This is a genomic window from Ectopseudomonas oleovorans, from assembly GCF_003052605.1.
In the GTDB taxonomy this organism is placed as follows: Bacteria; Pseudomonadota; Gammaproteobacteria; order Pseudomonadales; family Pseudomonadaceae; genus Aquipseudomonas; species Aquipseudomonas oleovorans_A.
In genome coordinates this window covers 56,833-77,160 of sequence record NZ_QASO01000037.1, presented here as the reverse complement: position 1 = coordinate 77,160, position 20,328 = coordinate 56,833, and the positions used below count along the sequence as shown (strand labels likewise).

The 20,328-nt window shown below is 60.4% G+C and carries 19 protein-coding genes and 2 pseudogenes; 10 read left to right on the top strand and 11 right to left on the bottom strand.

Features of this window, described 5'->3' with window-relative positions; all coding sequences use genetic code 11:
* Positions 1 to 21: 21 nt before the first annotated feature.
* Positions 22 to 1,206, bottom strand: coding sequence for an acetyl-CoA C-acetyltransferase (locus tag DBO86_RS06880; RefSeq protein WP_108233312.1), 1,185 nt, complete (start codon positions 1,204 to 1,206; stop codon positions 22 to 24).
* Between the two features lie 17 nt (positions 1,207 to 1,223).
* Positions 1,224 to 1,970, bottom strand: a complete 747-nt coding sequence (phbB, locus tag DBO86_RS06875) for an acetoacetyl-CoA reductase (RefSeq protein WP_108233311.1) — start codon at positions 1,968 to 1,970, stop codon at positions 1,224 to 1,226.
* Between the two features lie 198 nt (positions 1,971 to 2,168).
* Here phbB and DBO86_RS06870 point away from each other — a divergent pair.
* Positions 2,169 to 3,149 (top strand): annotated as a pseudogene (locus DBO86_RS06870) (AraC family transcriptional regulator); the annotation flags it as partial.
* 69 nt (positions 3,150 to 3,218) lie between these two features.
* Here DBO86_RS06870 and gltS read toward each other — a convergent pair.
* The 5 genes from gltS to DBO86_RS06845 are packed head-to-tail and all read right to left on the bottom strand — an operon-like array spanning position 3,219 to position 10,004.
* Positions 3,219 to 4,436, bottom strand: coding sequence for a sodium/glutamate symporter (gene gltS / locus DBO86_RS06865; RefSeq protein ID WP_108233310.1), 1,218 nt, complete (start codon positions 4,434 to 4,436; stop codon positions 3,219 to 3,221).
* Between the two features lie 15 nt (positions 4,437 to 4,451).
* Positions 4,452 to 5,231 (bottom strand): enoyl-ACP reductase FabI, encoded by a 780-nt coding sequence (gene fabI, locus DBO86_RS06860; protein ID WP_108233309.1) that lies wholly within the window; start codon positions 5,229 to 5,231, stop codon positions 4,452 to 4,454.
* The gene (locus DBO86_RS06855) at positions 5,228 to 6,436 is read right to left on the bottom strand and encodes an acetate/propionate family kinase (protein ID WP_102895206.1); all 1,209 of its coding nucleotides are present in this window, start codon (positions 6,434 to 6,436) and stop codon (positions 5,228 to 5,230) included. The genes fabI and DBO86_RS06855 overlap by 4 nt, the downstream gene beginning before the upstream one ends.
* Positions 6,433 to 7,365 (bottom strand): phosphate acetyltransferase, encoded by a 933-nt coding sequence (locus tag DBO86_RS06850; RefSeq protein ID WP_108233308.1) that lies wholly within the window; start codon positions 7,363 to 7,365, stop codon positions 6,433 to 6,435. The genes DBO86_RS06855 and DBO86_RS06850 overlap by 4 nt, the downstream gene beginning before the upstream one ends.
* Entirely contained in the window at positions 7,362 to 10,004 is a 2,643-nt protein-coding gene (locus tag DBO86_RS06845) for a DUF3141 domain-containing protein (RefSeq protein WP_108233307.1), read from the bottom strand. The genes DBO86_RS06850 and DBO86_RS06845 overlap by 4 nt, the downstream gene beginning before the upstream one ends.
* Positions 10,005 to 10,289: 285 nt before the next feature.
* On the opposite strand from DBO86_RS06845, the gene DBO86_RS06840 reads away from it, so the two are divergent.
* Both DBO86_RS06840 and DBO86_RS06835 read left to right on the top strand, forming a co-directional pair.
* A complete protein-coding gene (locus tag DBO86_RS06840) occupies positions 10,290 to 10,865 on the top strand; it encodes a phasin family protein (protein WP_108233306.1) in 576 nt (191 codons plus the stop codon).
* 116 nt (positions 10,866 to 10,981) lie between these two features.
* Positions 10,982 to 11,467, top strand: coding sequence for an acyloxyacyl hydrolase (locus DBO86_RS06835; RefSeq protein WP_376779377.1), 486 nt, complete (start codon positions 10,982 to 10,984; stop codon positions 11,465 to 11,467).
* Positions 11,468 to 11,513: 46 nt separating this feature from the next.
* Here DBO86_RS06835 and phaR read toward each other — a convergent pair whose 3' ends face one another.
* The 4 genes from phaR to DBO86_RS26500 form a co-directional block, all read right to left on the bottom strand.
* Positions 11,514 to 12,050, bottom strand: a complete 537-nt coding sequence (gene phaR, locus DBO86_RS06830; protein ID WP_108233304.1) for a polyhydroxyalkanoate synthesis repressor PhaR — start codon at positions 12,048 to 12,050, stop codon at positions 11,514 to 11,516.
* Positions 12,051 to 12,318: 268 nt separating this feature from the next.
* Positions 12,319 to 12,765, bottom strand: coding sequence for a hypothetical protein (locus tag DBO86_RS06825; protein ID WP_108233303.1), 447 nt, complete (start codon positions 12,763 to 12,765; stop codon positions 12,319 to 12,321).
* A 224-nt stretch (positions 12,766 to 12,989) separates the two neighbouring features.
* Positions 12,990 to 13,970, bottom strand: a complete 981-nt coding sequence (locus DBO86_RS06820) for an IS5 family transposase (protein WP_108233302.1) — start codon at positions 13,968 to 13,970, stop codon at positions 12,990 to 12,992.
* Positions 13,971 to 14,370: 400 nt separating this feature from the next.
* Complete coding sequence (locus DBO86_RS26500; protein WP_244185520.1) at positions 14,371 to 14,841, bottom strand: hypothetical protein; 471 nt, start codon at positions 14,839 to 14,841, stop codon at positions 14,371 to 14,373.
* Between DBO86_RS26500 and DBO86_RS06815 the strand changes: the two genes are divergently transcribed.
* The 7 genes and pseudogenes from DBO86_RS06815 to DBO86_RS06780 all read left to right on the top strand — a co-directional run bounded on the left by DBO86_RS06815 (position 14,819) and on the right by DBO86_RS06780 (position 20,325).
* The gene (locus DBO86_RS06815; protein ID WP_244185519.1) at positions 14,819 to 15,718 is read left to right on the top strand and encodes a DUF2130 domain-containing protein; all 900 of its coding nucleotides are present in this window, start codon (positions 14,819 to 14,821) and stop codon (positions 15,716 to 15,718) included. The two genes, DBO86_RS26500 and DBO86_RS06815, sit on opposite strands and share 23 nt — an antisense overlap.
* Positions 15,719 to 15,829: 111 nt before the next feature.
* Positions 15,830 to 16,048, top strand: a complete 219-nt coding sequence (locus DBO86_RS06810; RefSeq protein ID WP_279630253.1) for a DUF2130 domain-containing protein — start codon at positions 15,830 to 15,832, stop codon at positions 16,046 to 16,048.
* Positions 16,049 to 16,731: 683 nt separating this feature from the next.
* A complete protein-coding gene (gene srmL, locus DBO86_RS06805; protein ID WP_054645043.1) occupies positions 16,732 to 17,856 on the top strand; it encodes a PheS-related mystery ligase SrmL in 1,125 nt (374 codons plus the stop codon).
* Between the two features lie 178 nt (positions 17,857 to 18,034).
* Positions 18,035 to 18,181: pseudogene (locus DBO86_RS26495) on the top strand (ISL3 family transposase); the annotation flags it as partial.
* Positions 18,182 to 18,282: 101 nt separating this feature from the next.
* Positions 18,283 to 18,615, top strand: a complete 333-nt coding sequence (tnpA, locus tag DBO86_RS06790; protein WP_071537978.1) for an IS66-like element accessory protein TnpA — start codon at positions 18,283 to 18,285, stop codon at positions 18,613 to 18,615.
* Positions 18,612 to 18,947, top strand: a complete 336-nt coding sequence (gene tnpB / locus DBO86_RS26490) for an IS66 family insertion sequence element accessory protein TnpB (protein ID WP_108233301.1) — start codon at positions 18,612 to 18,614, stop codon at positions 18,945 to 18,947. Before tnpA ends, tnpB begins: the two co-directional genes overlap by 4 nt.
* Before the next feature lie 61 nt (positions 18,948 to 19,008).
* Positions 19,009 to 20,325 carry an ISL3 family transposase gene (locus DBO86_RS06780; protein WP_244185517.1) on the top strand — a complete coding sequence of 439 codons (1,317 nt, stop codon included), beginning with the start codon at positions 19,009 to 19,011 and terminating at the stop codon, positions 20,323 to 20,325.
* Positions 20,326 to 20,328: the final 3 nt, after the last annotated feature.

Sequence of the window (20,328 nt, the reverse complement as noted above, 5' to 3'; positions counted from 1 at the left end):
GGCGTTGTGCCGTTTCCCGGTTCAGCGCTCGATGGCCAGCGCCACGCCCAGGCCTCCGCCAATGCACAGGGTGGCCAACCCTTTCTTCGCGTCGCGGCGGATCATTTCGTGCAGCAGCGTCACCAGTACCCGGCAGCCGGAGGCGCCGATCGGATGACCGACGGCGATGGCGCCACCGTTGACGTTGACTTTCGTCAGGTCCCAGCCCAGTTCAGTGGCGACGGCCAAGGCCTGCACGGCGAATGCCTCGTTGGCTTCGATCAGGTCGAGATCGGCCAGCGTCCAGCCGGCCTTGTCCAGGCAACGCCGGGTAGCGGGCACCGGGCCGATACCCATGATGGCCGGGTCCACCCCGGCGCTGGCGTAGCCAGCGATGCGCGCCAGTACCGGCAGGCCGAGAGACCGGGCCTTGCGCTCGCTCATCAGCAGCACGGCGGCGGCGCCGTCGTTGAGCGTGGCGGCGTTGGCCGCGGTCACCGTTCCGTCCTTCTTGAATACCGGCCGGAGCCTGGCCAGGGACTCGTTGGTGGTGTCGGGGCGTGGTTGCTCGTCGCTGTCGAAGATGATCGCCTCACCCTTGCGCTGGGGAATCGCGACCGGGGTTATCTCATCCTTGAAGCGTCCAGCCTCCACGGCGGCAACCGCCTTGCGTTGCGATTCAGCGGCATAGGCATCCTGCGCCTCGCGGCTCAGGCCGTACTTCTCCGCGAGGTTCTCGGCGGTGATGCCCATGTGGCAGTCGTTGAAGGCGTCCCACAGGCCATCGTGGATCATGCTGTCGAGCACCTGCGCATGTCCCATGCGCAGGCCGCTGCGCGCGCCGGGCAGCAGGTAGGGGGAGAGGCTCATGTTTTCCTGGCCGCCGGCGATGACCACCTCTGCGTCGCCGCAGCGGATCGCCTGGCTGGCCAGATGCACGGCCTTGAGGCCGGAGCCGCAGACCTTGTCCAGGGTCAGCGCCGGTACCGTGACCGGCAGGCCCGCGCCGATCGCGGCCTGGCGCGCCGGGTTCTGCCCGACGCCCGCGGCAAGCACCTGTCCGAGGATCACCTCGTCCACGACTGCGCCATCCAGGCCGCTCCGTTCGAGCAGGCCTCCGATGACGGCGGCGCCCAGCCGTGGGGCGGGGATGTTCGCCAGCGACCCCTGGAAACCACCGATGGCAGTGCGTGTAGCGGCGACGATGACGACCTTGTTCGCGTCCATCCCTTGCTCCCTGCCTGTCATTGCATGTTCATGCCGCCGTTCACCGAGAAATCGGCACCGGTGGCGTAGGCGGATTCCTCGGAGGCCAGCCAGGCCACGATGGAGGCGATTTCCTCGGGATGGCCAAGGCGGCCGACGGGGATGCCGGCGATCATGCCGTCGAGGATGTCGGGACGGATGGCGGCGGTCATGTCGGTCTCGATGTAGCCGGGGGAGACGGTGTTGACGGTCACGCCCTTGCCGCTCACCTCCCGGGCCAGGGCCATGCTGAAACCGTGGATGCCGGCCTTGGCCGCCGAATAGTTGGTCTGGCCGAACTGGCCGCGCTGGCCGTTGATCGAGGAGATGTTGATGATCCGTCCCCAGCGACGCTCCAGCATGCCCTCGATGACCTGCTTGGTGGTGTTGAACAGGCCATTGAGGTTGGTGTCGATCACCGCGCGCCAGCTTTCCAGGGTCAGCTTGCGGAAGGTGGCGTCACGGGTGATGCCGGCGTTGTTCACCAGCACGTCGACCGGGCCGACATTCTCCTGTACCAGCTCGAAACTCTTGTGTGTGCTGTCCCAGTCGCCGATGTCGCAATCAACGCAGTGGAAGTGGTAGCCGGCCTCCAGTTGCTTGCCGATCCAGTCGTTCTTGCGGCTGGACGCTGGATTGCAGCCCACTATCACGGTGAAGCCGTCACGGTGCAGGCGTTGACTGATCGCAGTGCCGATGCCACCCATCCCTCCGGTGACCAGTGCGATACGGGGTGAGCCGATCATGGAATTCCCTCACAAACAGTATGGATTGAGTCGCTGAGAAGGATTCTGATTTGCTCACCCACCCCGGTAAACGTCCTGGATTACCTTGCAAATTGTCCCTGGGTGCCTTTTTTAGACGGTTTCAGGATGTTCATAGGCAAAGGGCGACGGGGCGTGTAGCGTTCGACTTCTGTCACAAATTCGCTGTGGGGAGGGACGATGTACAGGATCAGTGTCGGTTTCGTCAGTCAGATGATGAACATGCTCAAGGGCGTGGGACTGGATGCCGAGCGTTTGTGCCGGGATGTAGGGCTCGATGAGGTACAGCTGGTAAACCCGGAGGGCTTCGTGCCCCGGGCGAACGTCTATCGGTTGATGGAGCTGGCGACGCAGGTGTCCGGCGATCCTGGCATAGGCCTGCGCGCCGACCAGTATTTTCTGCCAGGGGCTTTCCAACTGGTGGGTTATACGATGATGTCCAGCCCCAACCTGAAGCAGGCGTTCGAGTCCCTGGTACGCTTCGCTCCGCTGCTGGGTGACGGCTTCTCGGTGGAGCTGTTGCAGGAGGAGGGTGGCCAGCGCTTCTGGGGTGTCGAGCATGTCGACGTGGGGGGAGCCAGGCCAAGGGCGTTCGAGGATGCGACAATGGCCGGCATGCTGGGTTTCTGCCGCTGGCTGACCGGCGGTAGCCTGCCGCGGTTGAGAGAGATCGAGTTCACTTATCCGCGGCCCCCGGACATCACCGAGCACCAGCGACTGTTCGACTGTCGCCTGTGTTTCGGTTCCTGCCGCACCAGCATTCTGTTCGACCAGCAGGCGCTGCTGATGCCCTTGAGCACGGCCAACGAAGCCCTGGCGTTGTTGCACAGTCGTTTCGCCGAATACCGGCTGGACCAGTTGCGCGGTATCACCTACCGCGACCGTGTGCATGGCCTGCTTATCGAGCGCCTGAGCGTGGGTGTCTGCGACATAGAATCCGTGGCCAGGGGCTTGCGCATCGGCAAGCGTACCCTGCAGCGCGGCCTGGCGCGCGAGGGCGTGCAGTTCTCCGAGGTACTGGACAACGTGCGCCGGCAACTGGCCGAGTATTACCTGCGCAACTGTCCCTACAGCCTGGCCAGGGTCACCGAGTTGCTGGGCTTCAAGGAGCCCAGCAGCTTCCATAAGGCCAGCCTGCGCTGGTTCGGCATGCCGCCTGGTCGCTACCGGACGCAGCTGGCCGTTGATGAGAACCTCTCTGCAGCGTTCCCCAGGGAAGGAATACAGGGGTCAGATTCCGCTCATGAAGCCAATGATCAGCGCGTTGACGATATCGATGAAGAAGCCGCAGACCAGGGGGACGATGATGAACGCCTGGTGCGCTGCGCCGTACCGCTGGGTGACCGCGGTTATGTTGACGATGGCCGTGGCGGTGGAGCCCAGGGCGATTCCGCCGAAGCCGGAGGCGATCACGCTGGCTTCGTAGTTGCGGCCCATGCAGCGGAACACCAGCAGTGCGGTATAGAGGATCGTCAGCAGTACCTGCAGCGCCAGAACGGTGAGGACGAAGACCAGCACACCGCCCAGTTGCCATAGCTGCAGCCCCATCAACGCCATGACCAGAAACATCCCCAGGCAGATATCGGAGATCAGCGCCAGCCCCTGGCCGGCGCCGCTCCACTGCTTGATCCGCTGGTTGCCGATGGCGCCGAGCATCAGGTTGCGGATGATGATCCCGGCCATCAGGCTGCTGACGAAGGCGGGAAAGGTGATGCCGCTGTTGAGCAGCAGGAGATTGAGGCCATGGCCCAGCATCAGCGTCAAGTTCAGCCACATCCAGGCCCACAGGACGTCGTAGTAGTGCAGTGGCGGTTCTCTCTCAGGACTCGTCGGAGCACCGATTTCCAGCGCGGGGTCCTGCGAAGGCGTCAGGCCGTGGCGGCGTATCAGATAATTGGCGATCGGCCCGCCGATGCAGCAGGCGGCGATCAGGCCCACGGTGTTACTGGCGATACCCAGCTCCATGGCATTGCCGATGCCCAGGCGTTCGGTGAATAGCGGTGCCCAGGCCAGGGTAGTGCCGACCCCGCCGGTCAGCGAGACCGAGCCCAGCATCAGACCCGCCGTCGCGGGCAGGCCGAAGCCGCTGGCTACGCCCATGCCCAGCAGGTTCTGCAGCACGATGAACAGGCTGGCTAGCAGCAACAGGGTGAGCAATGGACGGCCGCCCTTGACCAGGTTGCGGATATCCGATTTCAGGCCGATGCCGGCGAAGAAATAGAGCAGCAGCATATCGCGCACCTCCAGATCGAAGGTCACTTCGATGTCCAGCGCGAAGAACAGCGTGGCGGTGACGGCTGCGCAGAGGAAGCCGCCGAGTACCGGCTCCGGAATGCTGTAGCGGCGCAGCGGCTCGTAGCGCTGTACCAGGTTCTTGCCGACGAACAACAGCATGATCGCCAGGGTGAAACTGACCAGTCCGTGAATGTGGAAACTGTTGTCCTGCATGTAAAAACCTTGTGATCAACCGAGAATGTTGAGGCCGCCATCGACGAAATGGACGCCGCCGGTCTGCCCGCGGCTGGCGTCGCACACGAGCCAGGCGCACAGGCTGCCAACCTCCTCCGGGGTGACCAGACGGCGCAGCGGTGCCCGCTGCACGGATGCCTCCAGCAGATCGTCGAAGTCGCGCAGACCGGAAGCGGCGCGGGTCGGCATCGGCCCCGGGGAAATGGCGTGAACGCGAATGCCACATGGTCCCAGTTCGTTGGCGAGATAGCGCACGCTGGATTCCAACGCGGCTTTGACCGGGCCCATCAGCGCATAGCCATCGACGGCTTCCTGGGCGCCCAGGTAGCTCATGGTCACCAGAGCGCCCCCGTCGACCATCAGTGGTTCGGCCAGGCGCGCCATGCGGATGAAGGAATGGCAGGAAATGTCCATCGCCTGCAGGAAACCGTCGCTGGAGCTGTCCAGCAGGCGCCCGCGGATTTCTTCCTTGGGGGCGCTTGCCAGGGAGTGGACGACGAAATCCAAGTGACCCCAGCGCAGGGCGATCTTCTCGAAAATACTCTCCAGCTCACCGGGGCGGGTCACGTCGAGGGCCTGGGTCAGCGAGGCCTGGACCTGACTGGCCAGGGGCTCGACATGTACCCTGGCCTTGTCGTTCAACCAGGTGATGGCCAGCTCCGCGCCCAGTTCGTGCAGCGCCTTGGCGCAGCCCCAGGCGATCGAGTGCTGGTTGGCGATGCCGACCACCAGGCCGCGCTTGCCTTGCAGGGACAGATTTTGCAGAAGGCTCATGCCGAACCCTCCTGATACAGCCGCCAGGCATGCCGGGCCAGCATGCTTTCTTCGTCGGTGGGGATGACCAGCAACTGGCGGGCGCTGTCGGTGGTGGAGATGCGCTCGGCATGACGCCGGTTGGCCTCGTCGTCCAGCCGGAGGTCGAGCAGAGGAGCCAGACGCTTCACTATCTGGGCGCGCAGTTCCGCATCCTTCTCGCCGATGCCGGCGGTGAACACAAGGGCATCCAGCCCGCCGATGCTGGCGGCCATGCGACCCACTTCCTGAGCAATGCGGTAGGCATAGTGGTCGATGGCCAGCCGTGCCCGCGGTTCCCGGCTGGCGCGCAGGATAAGCATGTCGCTGCTGACGTCCGAGATGCCGAGCAGCCCCGAGCGGTGATACAGCAGCTCCTGCAGGCTGTCCTCGTCATCGCCCTGGGCCAGCAGGTGAAGCAGTACACCGGGGTCCAGGGCGCCGCAGCGGCTCCCCATCGGCAGGCCGTCCAGGGCGCTGAAACTGGTGGTCACCTCAACGCTATGCCCTGCCTCCATGGCGCATAGGCTGGAGCCGTTGCCCAGGTGGGCTATCACCACTTTGCCAGCGGCGATCTCCGGCGCCACCCCGGCAAGATGCAGGCTGACGTATTCGAAGGACAGACCGTGGAAGCCATAGCGGCGTATGCCCTGCTCGTACAGTGGGTAGGGTAGGGCGAACATCTGGCTGATTTCGCTGCGTCCGGCATGGAAGGCTGTGTCGAAGCAGGCGACCTGAACCAGTTCGGGGCTGTCGTCGAGAAGCGCCTGGATCGGCGCCAGGTTGTAGGGCTGGTGCAGTGGAGCCAGGGATTCGAAGCCGCGCAACTGTTCCAGCACTTCGCGATCGACTCGTATCGGATCGCTGAAGCGCGCACCACCATGTACCACCCGATGCCCGATCACTGCCGGGCGCTCGCCGCGCAGACCAAAGCTCAATGCCAGCTCCACCAGGTGGAAGGCAGCCGGCATGTCGGCGACCTGTTCGACCGGGAAATCCTGATCGAGCAGGCATGTACCATCGGCCAGCGTCGCAGTGAGCCGAGGACGGACGCCGATGCCGTCCAGCTTGCCGCGCGCCAGCAGTGTCGGTGCCGCCTGCCCCGGCTGACCGTAGAACAGGCCGATGCGTACGCTCGAGGAGCCCGCGTTGACGGTGAGGATGCGTTCGCCTGCGGTTGCATTCATACCTGTGTTTCCCAAGTGGAGTGCCGGGCCTCGGCCAGTAATGCGCCAAGGGCGCAACTGGCGACTCGTGCGCGCATGCTGTCGGAACGGCTGGTGAAGATGATGGGCACCCGGGCTCCGAGTACCAGCCCGGCGGACTCCGCTCCAGCCAGATAAATCAGTTGCTTGGCCAGGATGTTGCCTGCTTCCAGGTCGGGAACCAGGAGGATGTCCGGATCGCCCGAGACATCCGAGGCGATGCCCTTGATCCGCGCGGCCTCCGCGCTGATGGCATTGTCGAAGGCCAGCGGTCCGTCGAGCAGTGCGCCCTCGATCTGCCCGCGCAGCGACATCACCACCAGCGCCGCGGCTTCCAGGGTCGAGGGCAGCCTGGCGTTGATGGTCTCCACGGCCGATAGCAGGGCGACCTTGGGCCGTGCGATGCCGAGGACATGCAGCAGGTCGATGGCGTTGCGGCAGATATCGGCCTTGTCGTCCAGGCCGGGAAAGATGTTCACCGCAGCATCGGTGACGAACAATGGCTTGTGGTAGCTGGGCACACTCATGGCGAACACGTGGCTCAGGCGCCGCTCGGTACGCAGGCCGCCCTCCCTGGCAAGCACCTCATGGAGCAGTTCGTCGCTGTGCAGGCTGCCCTTCATCAGCAGCGTGGCGCGACCTTCGCGCACCAGCGCGACACCCCGTGCAGCTGCGGCGTGGCTATGCGGCACGTCCTCCAGCGGCAGGTCGCCGAGTTCCAGGCCGGCGGCCGTGGCGACGGCTTCGATCTTCTCCCGCGGGCCGACCAGGATCGGCGCTATAAGCCCCAACCGGGCGGATTCCAGGGCGCCCTGCAGAGCGCCTGCCTCGCAAGGGTGGACCACGGCGGTGGGCTGTGGGGGCAGTCCAGCGCAATGCTGCAGCAATCCTGCAAAATGATCCTGGCTCATGGGATGTCGTCACCTTTTTTCGTTTTGCGCGTTGGCTGGCTGCGCTTTGGCTTCTCAGTGGAGGCACCGGCTGCGGTATCGGTATTCGGTTTTTCCGCGTCGCCCGCTGGCATGGGTTGGGAAGGCGACGATGTTCTGGGCGTGGCGGCCTTGCGCTTGGTCGGCGTTCTGCGGGGCGTCGGGGCGACCTGCTGCGCCGTGCTTTGCGCAGCGGCCAGCTCTGGTGGCTCGATCGTGGCGACCTGGGCGACACCGGTTTGCTGGTCGGCGTTGGTTTGCTGGTCGCTGGCGGCTGGTTGACCGGCGTTGACTTCCGGTTCGGGATTGGCCTGTGGAGCTGCAATGACTTCCTGAGTCTGCCGCGCGCCTGTTAACGGGGCGAAGTCGGAGAGCGGGTGTTCCAGCACGCGATGCAGTTCCCGCCATAGCTCGGCGGCCGGATTGTCGGCACTTTTCAGTTCCGGCACCAGCTGGACGACGGCGTCGAGTACCTGCTGGCGCTCTTCGACGGGAATCAGCAGCGGCAGCGTCTTCAGGCTTTCCTCCGGATGGGCGAAGACCAGCAGGCCCTGAAGCCGGACGGTATCGCGCAGCGCCAGCGGGTCGATGTCGTGCGGCTCGATCAGCGCCCGACCCTGCCGGGCGAGCTGTTCGATACGCTCCTTGCCGATCTTTCCGCCACCCTGGCCAAGCAGGGACAGAATGCGTGCCAGACCTTCCAGGCTACCGCCACGCGGCAGTGCGTCCTCCAGGCGGGCGGCCAGCGCCTGGTCCCAATACGGCGCACGATCCTCCAGGTTCACCGGCCGCTTTCCACCGGTCAGCGTGCTGAGGCCACCGTAGAAGACGTGGAAGGCCATTTCCTGCATGGCGTCGCGGATGTCACGGTAGGTATCCAACTGCGCTTCGACCAGACTGGCGGTCCAGTCCTGCCAAGTGAACAGCGGATTGTCCGACGGCGCTGGGCGGCGGTTCTCGCGAACCCGTTCGGCCGTGCCCGGCAGCCACCAGAGTGCCGGATTCAGGCTGCTCCAAACGATCTGCTGCTGGTGGAATGGATGCAGGCGGCGCGACAGATCGGCCAGGGGCTCGTTGACGACCTGGCGCATCCAGGGCCGCACCAGCCAGTCGTAGAGCGTGCTGTTGAGCTCCGAGGCACGCTGTACCAGGGCGAATTCATGCTCATCGTCGCGACCATCCTGGTCATCGGCGAGGATGTCGGCGATCTTGCGTGACTCGAAGTGCACGGCGTACTCCGCCGGCGCGTTCGGTGACGCGCCGGGAAGGTCGTCGATGACCAACTCGAACAAGCCCGGTGGCAGCAGGCCGATGGCTTCCACCGCGCCCAGCAACTGGCGGTGTTCGCGGCGCGCGACCTGCCCGGAAACGAAGATACCGAGATGGCCGATGCTGGCATGGCGCAGGTAGACGATGGTACGGCCAGCACTGCGCAGGGCGAGGTCGCTGGGATAGACGTCGGCGATCCAGTTGAGTGCCTGCTGCGGCGGGGTGATGTTGTCGCCGTAGGAGCAGAAGACCACCACTGGCGCCTCGATGCGGCGCAGGTCGATGCCCGTGCTGCGACGCGACAGACCGCTGGCCAGCCGGTTGCCGATGAACAGGTCGTCGACGATGGTTTCGATCTCCTCGCTGTTGAGCAGCGTGGGGCTGCCCCACCAGCGCTCGAACTCGAGGAAGCGCGGGGCTTCGCTGTCGACCTTGCTGAACAGGTTGTAGTACTTGGTCCAGAGTGCGTTGGCCGGGTTGAGGCTCTCGAAATTGCTCACCAGCCAGGTGCCGTCGAAGCGGCCGTTGCCGAGGTCGCTTCCGAACCGGGTCATCCAGGCGCCACCGAGCAGGCCGCCGGCGTAGCGCATCGGGTTGCGACCGTTGACGCCGGCCCAGTAGGACAGCGGCGCCCCGTTGATGATCACCAGTCCGGGCAGTTCCGGCCGTGCTGCCGCCAGCCCCATCAGCGCCCAGCCGGCCTGGCAGTTGCCGATCACCACCGGCTTGTCGGCATCGGGATGGTGGTCGCTGACGTGTTCGATGAAGCGCGCCTCGGCCTCGGCGATGTCGAGCAGGGTCTGTCCCGCTTCGGGCGAGTGACTGAAGGCGATGAAGTAGGTCGGGTGGCCGGCGCGCAGGCTCTCGCCGATTTCCGAATCCTGCTTGAACCCACCGATGCCGGCGCCGTGGCCACCACGTGGGTCGATGACGATCACCGGACGGCGCTGTTCGTCTACCGGCAGGTCCTCCGGCGGGAGAATGCGCAGCAGGGAATAGTTGACCGGATGGGGCAGGTCGCGTCCGTCGATCAGTACCTCGTAGGCGAACTTCAGGACCAGCGGGTAACCGGCGCGCTCGTGGGCCAGGGTGTTGTCGCCGCGCTGGCGTAGCGTGTCCCAGTACAGCAGGGTGCGCTGACTCAGGTCCGCCAGGTACTCCCAGCACTGCTCGGCGCTCGGTTGTTGCAGGCGACCGGCGAGGATGGGTGCGAGTACCTTCTTCTGTCGCTGGCCCAATGCCTCGAGAACGATATCCAGCTGCAGCCGCTGCAACTGACCAAGATGGTCGAGCAGGCCCTGGAAAGATGAAAAGCGGTCTTCGTGCATTGCAAGATAAGTCTTCGAAACCATGACTTCGCTCCCATTATTGGCTGTTCGGCTCGGAGCACCGCATGACTCGACTCAAGCGATGGGTGCAGGCCTCTTCTTATAGCCAATGGAGAAAGTGCTGCAAAGATTTTTTTGTGCATTGCACAAAAAAATCTTGATAGTGATGTTTGTGCAGTGCAAGAATGCAGCGTGCCTCTGGTTCGAAAGAGGCTTACGGCAGACTCGATCGGTACGCCAGGTATTTGCCTCGTGGTGCGATCGAGCCGGCATTTTCGCAATGCGGGCCATTGCCCAGGAGAATCGATCATGTCCCTTTTCGATACGGAAAAACTGACCAGTGCCCAGAAAGCCAATGTCGACCTGCTGCAACAGGTTGCCGGCAAGCTGTTCGAGGGTGCCGAGCAACTCGGTCAACTGCAACTCAAGACGCTGCGCGCCACCTCCGATGCGCAGTTCGACAGCCTGCGCGAACTGGCGGTGGCGCGCGATCCGCAAGCTTTTGTCGAGTGGCAGGCATCCTTCGCCCAACCCACCGCCCAGGCCGAGCGCCTGCTGGAGTACAACCGCCAGGTGTATGAGCTGATTTCGGGCACCCAAACGGAAATCGCCAAACTTGCCGAACGCCAGGCCGAGGCGGCGACCAAGCAGGTACAGGAACTGGTCGAAGTGGTTGCCAAGAACGCACCGGCGGGTTCGGAGCCGGTGGTGGCGATATTCAAATCAGCTCTGGAAACCGCTGGCAGCGTTTATGACAGTGCCCAGAAAGCGGCCAAGCAGGCCGCCGAGATCGCCGAGAACGGCATCGCTGCGGCGGCTTCCGCCGCTGGTCAGGCGACTAGAGAGGCGGGCAAGGCTTCGGCTGGTACGCGTAAGCCGTCCTGAGCATTGCCGGGGGTAGCATGACGTCCTCGTGCTGCCCCCGCTTTCGTGCATGCGCATGGGACGATGGTTTCGAGGAGTACTTGATGAGGAAGGGCATTTCAATTGCCGTGATCACGATGTTGTCGCTGGGGGCGGGGCCCATGGCCCGGGCCGCCGATTTCAGCGTGGCGGTCGGGCGTACCGGGGAGTCGACCACGACCTACCGTGTCGGCGCGCAGTGGAATTTCCAGCATAACTGGTTCGAGAGCGCTACCGGCAGGCTGAGCGGGTATTGGGACGCCGGCTATACCTACTGGGAAGGGGATGAGACATCGGGCAATCACAGCTTGTCGCTGACGCCGGTATTCGCCTACGAGTTCTCCGGTCTTTCGTTCAAGCCTTATGTCGAAGCCGGGATCGGTATCGCCGTGTTCGAGCGTACTCGCCTGGAAGACAACCAACTGGGGTCCTCATTCCAGTTCGAGGATCGCATCGGCGCAGGGCTGCGTTTCACCGGCGGGCATGAGTTGGGTATTCGCGCCATCCACTATTCCAACGCCGGGATCAAGCAGCCCAATGACGGCGTGGAAAGCTATTCGCTGCACTACCGTCGCTCATTCTAGGTACTGAGGGGCTTGTATACCTCGTGGCATCGTCTGGCCAGGTGGGTCATTTCTCGTCGTCGTTCTTTCTGTCCGTATCATCCCTATTGGCTTTGCCCCCCGAGGGCATGTTGCCGAACAGGCCGAACAGATTCTGGGTATTCAGATAGAGATTCTTCGACTGGTCGATGTACTGCTGCATCAGGTTCTGCATCACGGGAACCTGCTTGTGCATGAATTCGCTCCAGGCCTGCGAGGACTGCACTCCAGTCTGCGTCTGGATGTCGATGATGGTCTGGATACTCTTTTCCAGGTAGCTGCCCAGCATGCCCTGGAACGGGCCATAGAAGCGGATGATGCTCTTGAGCATGTCGCTGGAAAAGATCGGCTCGCCGTCGCTTTCCGCCTCCTGAATGATCTGCATCAGGATGCTGCGGGTCAGGTCCTCGCCGCTTTTAGCGTCGACGACCTGGAAGGGGATTTCGTCGATCACCATCTGCCGGATGTCCACCAGCGTCACGTGAGTGCTGGTGTGAGTGTCATACAGGCGACGATTGGAGTACTTCTTGATAAGGTGCGGGCTATTTCGACTGTCACCGGGCATACGGATTATCTCTGGTTCGACTGCCATTGTCGGCATGGTATAGCAATTCCTCCTGGCACCCCATGGTTTGTGTCGTGCAAGGTGTGTGCACGGCAGGTGAAACTTCGCCTGGTGAAGCAAGTGCCACTCGGGGTGGACACTGACTATGGCGTCGCGGCACTGAGGCAGGCGTCCAGCCCTTGGCTTCGTATTCAGCATGGTGGGGTGTAGCGCGAGGCGAGAGGGCATGAACTTGGATCGATTGTTCGATCCGTGGTCAAGCAACGTGTCAGCCCATGGCCAAGGTCGTGGCGGTGAGCATCTGCTCATCGCTGAGGCCCTGTTCGCGCATCTGCTGGACCAGGCTGGCATTGGCCGAAGCCCATGCGCCGTTGAGCGTCGCCAGTTCCGACTGCAGCGCCTCCACCTTGACCCGCCTGGCCTCCGGATCGAGGCTCTGATCCGCCATCAGGGTCTTGAGCTCGGCTTCCTTCGCGGCGATCTGCGCTTTCAGTTCACGGATCATCTTCAGCAGTTGCTTGATGCTGTCGGGCAGTCCGCTCTCGTCGATGTCCTGGTTCTTTTCCCCGCTCTTGGCGGACAGGCTCCTGCCCAGTTCGGAAAGACTGACGCGCAAGCCCTGGCGAAGCTCCTCAGGGGTTCGCTCGGCTGCTGTGCCTTGACGCTGGACACTTCTGGCCAGATTGTTCAGCGGGGTGTTGGAGTCGATGCGCATCGCGCGGTTCCTTGCATCGATCGTGGTCTCTTGAAGATCGACCGCGGAGCCGTGAACTTGAGTGCAGGTTTTCCCTAGGGATGGTCTGAAGTATTCCGAGATTTTCCGCCAACTTCAGCCTTCGCCGATTTTGAAAACGGGCAGTCGATCAAAATCGACCAGATAGCCCACTCACTTTTCCGCTTTTGGCCGCCGTAGGTACCTCGCGGCGGTCATTTTCCGCATTACAGACGCACCTCTCCTGCGCTGGTCAACAAATGTCGGCGAGCCATCCACAGATTCGACAGGGCAAACAACGTCACCATCTGAGCCGCATTCTTCACCAAGCCACGGAAGCGCACCTTGCTGTAGCCAAACTGACGCTTGAGTACCCTGAACGGATGCTCAACCTTGGATCGAGTCTGTGCCTTGGCCCGCTCGATACGGCGATGCACCTTGTACAAGACGCTGCGCTTGCCATATTTCTCATACGTGCTGCGCCGAGCGGCAACCTGCCAGATCACCTGGCGACCTTCATGCTCGCTACGCTTCTCGACACCGGTATAGCCCGCATCGGCAGCCACCATGTTTTCCTCGCCATGCAGCAACTTGTCGACCTGGGTCACGTCAGCGACGTTGGCGGCCGTGACGTGAACGTGATGCACCAGACCTGACTCAACGTCGACGCCGATGTGCGCCTTGGCGCCGAAGTAATATTGGTTGCCTTTCTTGGCCTGGTGCATTTCAGGATCGCGCTTGCCTTCCTTGTTCTTGGTCGAGCTCGGCGCATGGATCAATGTGGCATCGACGATGGTGCCCTGGCGCAGCGACAGCCCTCGATCGCCCAGGTAACCGTTGATAACGCCAAGGATGCCAGCAGCCAGCTCGTGCTTCTCGAGTAAGCGGCGGAAGTTGAGGATGGTGGTCTCGTCAGGAATACGCTCCAGGCTCAACCCGGCAAACTGGCGCAGAATGGTCGTCTCGTAGAGCGCTTCCTCCATGGCCGGATCGCTGTAGCCAAACCAGTTCTGCATCAGATGTACGCGCAACATCGCCATCAGCGGATAGGTCGGACGGCCACCTTCACCCTTGGGATAGTGCGGCTCGATCAGAGCGATCAATCCCTTCCACGGCACCACCTGATCCATCTCGATCAGGAACAACTCCTTGCGGGTCTGCTTGCGCTTGCCGGCGTACTCGGCGTCAGCGAAGGTCATCTGCTTCATCGGGATACTCGGGCAACGGAATCGACGTATTTCACCAGAAACGGGAAGTTAAATTCAGAGTTTCCTTAGGTAGTGATTCAGTGCTCCCTGAAGATCAAGGTGTACCGCGACGCAATTTTCCGCCAGGTCGGATGATTGCCGCATGCCTCTTGCGTATAAGAGATCATGTGCCAAATGCAGTATTTGTGTAACCTTTTTATCTGAAATTCGCTCTCTCCAAGGAATAGGTGTTTTCCCTGGGTCTAAACCAAGCTCCTGGGTGTTTTTTATGGCCGAAATGAACTTAGCCTTGTATGAGGTCACTTATTCGTATTCCGCCTGATGCATAACCTTTGGTTAAGGGCCGGCTTTAGCCGCCCCCAGTGAGCGAAGCGAACGATTTGAACCATTTGTTAGGCATTTACGAATTTATTTCTTCGCACACAATCGTGCCATCTTCCCGTAAGGCTGGCGGATATACTTCGATTTTTCCATCTTTGGGAACTGTATGTTTGTGTTGTTCTTTCACAAAATCGCGCAATTCACTCTTGGAGAACTCGGTATGAAGCCAGTACCTTATCGGCTTTTGATTCTGAATTTCTAAAGTTGGATCGTAGTATTTGTCTTTCAGCTTGATTACGGCGTGGCCCAATTTTTCTCCGCTTTTTATCTCGGCAAAGCAAAGTACATATTTTTCAGCTAGGAGATGGTTGGTTACTGCGGATAAGCAATTGCCGTAGCACTGTTTTGGAATGGTACAGCCTGCCTTTATCAATTTATCCAGCAAGTCGTCAGGCAGGGGTGATATTTTTATCTGCGCATATTTTTGTTTTTTAAGGCTGAAGAGTTTTTTCAGAAATTCCCTAGAGTTGGCCGAGCAGGAAAAGCGCAATGCGATCGAACTAGCTGAAGCCAAGATTGCCAACGAATTGCAGAAGACCTCGTCTGCCAAGGACGCTGAGATTCAGGAGCTGAAGGTTAGGCTTGATGCTGGCGAGGTTGCGCGGCAACTTGCCGTGGCTGAGGCTTTGAGTGCGGTGGAAAAGGAGCGTGACACGCTTGCAAATGAATTGGAACAAGCGAAGCGTGATAAGCATGCCATATCCAAGCTGGCAGAGGTCACGCTCATGAGCGAGGTGCAAAAAACTGCTGCAGCGAAGGAGTCGGAGATACAGGAACTCAAGGCGAAGCTTGACGCCTTTGTCATAGAAAAGAAGCTCGCGATTTCCGAAGCAGTCGGCACGGTCGAGAAAGAACGTGACGAATTGAAGAGCGGCTTGCAGCGAATAGAACTTGAAAAGCATCTCGCCGAGAAATCTTTGAAAGAAAAGTACGAGACGCAGATCAAGGATCGCGATGACGCAATCGAGCGGCTACGGGACATGAAGGCGCGACTGTCGACCAAGATGGTGGGCGAAACTCTTGAGCAACATTGCGAGACCGAGTTCAATCGAATTCGTGCCACCGCATTTCCGAGGGCGTATTTCGAGAAGGACAATGATGTGCGCAGCGGCAGCAAGGGAGATTATATTTTTCGCGATTCGGATGAAGGTGGAACCGAGATCGTCTCGATCATGTTCGAGATGAAGAACGAGAATGACGAAACTGCCACTAAGAAGAAGAACGAAGACTTCCTGAAGGAGCTCGACAAGGATCGAATCGAGAAGGGCTGTGAGTATGCGGTGCTAGTTTCTCTACTCGAACCGGACAGTGAGTTATATAACACTGGGATCATTGATGTGTCCCACCGCCACCCGAAGATGTATTAACGCGGCAATCAAATAGCACATCTCAAGCACTCACAAAAAACCATTAAATTCAATGACTTATGGATATAAAGATTGATCGCTACTTGCCCTGTTAAATTGCCGGGTTAATACATTGTTCGGCCGCAATTTTTCATTCCCATCATCACGCTACTGCGAAATGCGGCGATGAATTCGCTCAAGTACAAATCGGAACTAGCACTCGTGAAGGCGCAAAACATCGATATCACGAACTTCGAGACCCAGCTGGATACGTTCAAGACCGCCTTTGCGAAAAACGGGTATCCGGATTTCCTGGTTGTTATGCGCGATTGGAAGATAAACGACAAGTGAAACTCACAACGGATTAACTGGTAGATAGCTTGCTCAGTATGTTCACTTGATCGAAATTGAGGGTATCCTGATATTAACGCGGCAATCAAATAGCACATCTCAAGCACTCACAAAAAACCATTAAATTCAATGACTTATGGATATAAAGATTGATCGCTACTTGCCCTGTTAAATTGCCGGGTTAATAAGCGGTGGATCCGATCCGACGAGCAGGGGCCGAGCCGCCATCCTCTCGACGGCATCATCTGAGAGTCGCGGTAAGACAGGGATCTCTGGGAGAATCACATGCTCGAGGGCGATGCGGGGCAGTGGCCTGTCCTGATGATCCGTGGCAGCGCACGTCGCTGGGCGACAGCTTGGCTATGCCGCTCGCCTTGCTGGAGACCCGCTGGTGAGCACTGTGGCACGTGCCCTTCTGCCTGGGGCAGGCTTTGACAAGGCAGAAACGCCCATGCTAGGCTCGCGACCATGATTTCATATTTGGCAGTTCGCCTCACTCCGCGATTTATGCACCCCCGGGATCCTTACGGCATCGGCGGGCGGTGAATTGTACACCTCTGAAAGCGGAACCCCCGGGCCAGATCCCGGGGGTTTTTGCTTTCAGGCGGCCTCCCATTCATCGAGAGTTTGATGAGTAACGCCTGATTTTTCCGCCGGTACCTACATCCTGGAGAAATCAGAAAATGTCTACGTTGTTATCCTCCGAAGCACTATGCTCCGCCCTCAACCTTGCGGACCTGACCAATCCGCGCCAGGGTACGCATGCCATGCAGTTGCTGCTGCAGGAAATCAGACAAGCACTCACCAAGCAATGGCGCTGCAGGCAGCTCATGATTCGCAGCGGCTCTGTTGTGCCAATTACTAACAACTACGACCGTTTGGGCTATCCACCGGAAGGTGCAGCGCGGGACGCTCGCTACACACGCTACGTCGCCGATGGTTATATCCTGCGCACCCAGACGTCGGCGGCCATTCCCGATCTGCTGGACGGACTGAGCTTGGACCCACCCGATGACTTGTTGCTGCTCTTACCGGGACTAGTCTATCGGCGCGACAGCATCGACCGCTTGCACTGTGGCGAACCGCACCAGTTGGACCTCTGGCGCCTAGTGGACGCTGCCCAAGGATCGGAGATGTCGGTATCCGAGTTACAGCAAATGGTTTCGGTGGTCATGGCCGCCGCCGTGCCCGGCCTGGAGTGGCGCACCCTAGCGTCGCCTCACCCTTACACCGAGCAAGGGATACAAATCGACGTTCGCTGGCGGGATGAATGGATTGAGGTTGGTGAGTGCGGCCTAGCGGCACGCGGGATACTGAACCAAGCGGGCCTTACTGGCCATACTGGTTTGGCCATGGGCCTGGGGCTCGATCGGTTGCTGATGCTGCGCAAGCGGATCCCCGATATTCGGCTCCTGCGAAGTGAAGACCCGCGCGTGCGCACGCAGATGAATGACCTGGATACCTACAGGCCGGTATCTGCGATGCCTGCCATTCGTCGGGACCTATCTCTCTGCGTCGATACTTGGATTAACGAAGAACTTATCGGCGACATGGTCCGCGAACGGTTGCCCGAAGCGGAGAGCATTGAAGCTCTGCTGATCAAGGCGGAAACGGCTTTCGAGGATCTACCGGCGTCGGCCCATCAACGCATGGGAATGAAGCCAGGGCAGAAGAATATCCTGCTGCAACTGACCCTTCGACACTTGGAGCGGACTCTGACCGACGAGGATGCCAACCTTATCCGCAACCAGGTCTATCGCCTGCTCCACCAAGGTGAACGCCAAGAACTGGCGCAGGATGGCAGTTGAAAGCAACCGCACCCGGGCATTTCCCTGGGTGCGGCTTCCGATCAGCCCCACCGCATAGTGGGGCAGCACTCGACACTGTCCAGCACCGCCTTGAGGGAACGCCTACTCCAAGCGGTGCAGTGTGTCTCAGTTAGAGAACCACGATCACCGATTGTCAATGTCGACAAGGAAAGTTTGCATGACCAGCCTGCCCGATAACATCCTTCATCTTCCTGAGTACCATATCCTGGATATTAAGGATAAAGAGCACGACCTCCACTTCCGGTTGGAAGCCCCCCACCCTGTAGCCTGCGAGGAATGTGGCGTAGAGGGGGAGTTTGTCCGTATCCGTCCGGCCAAACCGTCTACCCAGCCCCGCAAGACCAGGACATGGTGTGCACTTAAATTTAAGTGGACACCAGTTCTAGCCTTTTAAGCGGGTATTTCATGCAGCCAACACGCCGTTCCTATTCCAAGTCCTTCAAGGCTCAGGTCATTCAAGAATGCACCCAGCCCGGCGCTTCGATTGCCAGCATCGCGCGCAGCCATAGCCTCAATGCAAACCTCGTTCACAAATGGATTCGGATACAAGCGCAGAAAACCACGGCGCTGCAACCTGCATTCATCCCATTGCCCATGCAGCTGGCCGGAGCAAATTCGCCTGCTGCATCATCGAATATCTGCGTTGAAATCCAGCACTCGCGCGGCACCGTCAAAGTGACCTGGCCTACTGAAGGTGCTGCTGCCTGCGCGACTTTTCTGCGAGACCTGCTGCGATGATTCGCATCGACTCCATCTGGCTCGCCACCGAGCCGATGGACATGCGCGCCGGCACCGAGACGGCATTGGCCAGAGTGATCGCGGTGTTCGGTGCGGCGAAGCCGCACTGTGCCTATCTGTTCGCCAACCGGCGCGGTACTCGGATGAAAGTGCTGGTGCATGACGGCTTCGGGGTCTGGCTGGCTGCTCGTCGGTTGAACCAAGGCAAGTTCCACTGGCCAGGGATTCGCCAGGGCTCTGAAATGCAGCTGGATACCGAGCAACTCCAGGCCCTGATAGTGGGCCTGCCGTGGCAGCGCGCGGGTTGCGGCGCAGCAATCACACTGCTTTAACTCCTGCCATTGGCCTATCGATCCATCGCCGCGAATTGCCTGCTCTGGCAAAATCGGCAGCATGATTTCTTTTCACGCCCTCGACCATCTGCCTCCTGAACAACTGCGCGCGTTGGCGGCGCAGTTGATGCAGCGTGTCGAGACGCTCGACCATCAGGTCGGCACGCTGGGAAGCCACTTTAATCACGCAAGGCGTGATGCCCGGACGCATACGTTTGTCCGATTCGGTAAGCGCGATGTTGCTTACCGAGACCTTCCCATCCATGGCAAGCGGGTCACCTTGTGGGTGGTTCGCCGGCGTTATACCTGCCGTGCCTGCGGGAAGACATTCCGTCCGACACTTCCAGAGATGGAGGATACCCACCGCATGACGCGGAGGCTTTACAGCTATGTCGAGAAAGAGGCTTTCAACCACCCTTACGCCTACGTGGCAGATAGCACGGGCCTTGACGAGAAGACCGTTCGCGAGATCTTCAAGAAGAAGGCCGAGTTTCTGGGCCGCAGGCATCGCTTCGAGACGCCCCGCTGTTTGGGTATCGACGAGCTGTACCTAAACCGTCGATACCGCTGCATCCTGACCAACCTGGAGGAGCGCACCCTGTTGGACCTGCTACCCGGTCGTCAGCAGGAAGCGGTGACGAAGCGGCTCATGAGCATGGCCGAGCGCAATCAGGTCGAGATCGTCAGCATGGACATGTGGAAGCCCTACCGCCGTGCCGTCCAGGCGGTGCTGCCACAGGCTCGCATCGTGGTCGATAAGTTCCATGTTGTGCGTATGGCCAACGAAGCCCTGGAGAAGGTCCGCAAGGGGCTCAGAAAGGAGCTGACGGCCAACCAACGCCGAACCCTCAAGGGTGACCGGAAGATCCTGCTGAAGCGGGCTCACGACGTCTCCGACCGCGAACGTCTCATCATGGAAACCTGGACGGGGGCCTTCCCTCAGCTCCTGGCAGCCTACGAGCACAAGGAGCGGTTCTACCACATCTGGGACTGTGCCACCCGGCGAGATGCTGAGAAGGCGCTGGCTGCATGGATTGACGACATCCCACAGGGGCAGAAGGAGGTCTGGAAGGATCTCGTCAGCGCCGTCAGTGGCTGGCGTGAGGAGATGCTGACCTACTTCGAGACTGACATCCCGATCACCAACGCCTTCACCGAGTCGATCAACCGGCTGGCCAAGGACAAGAACCGCGATGGCCGAGGCTATTCTTTCGAGGTGATGCGAGCCCGGATGCTCTACACCACCAAGCACAAGAAGAAGTCGCCGCAGACCAAGGAGTCCCCATTCTTGGGCAGGGCAACCATAGCCTACAGCATGGGCCTGCCCGAGCAAGAGAAGAACTTCGGCGTCGATCTATCAACCTTCTGGAGAGATTAAGGT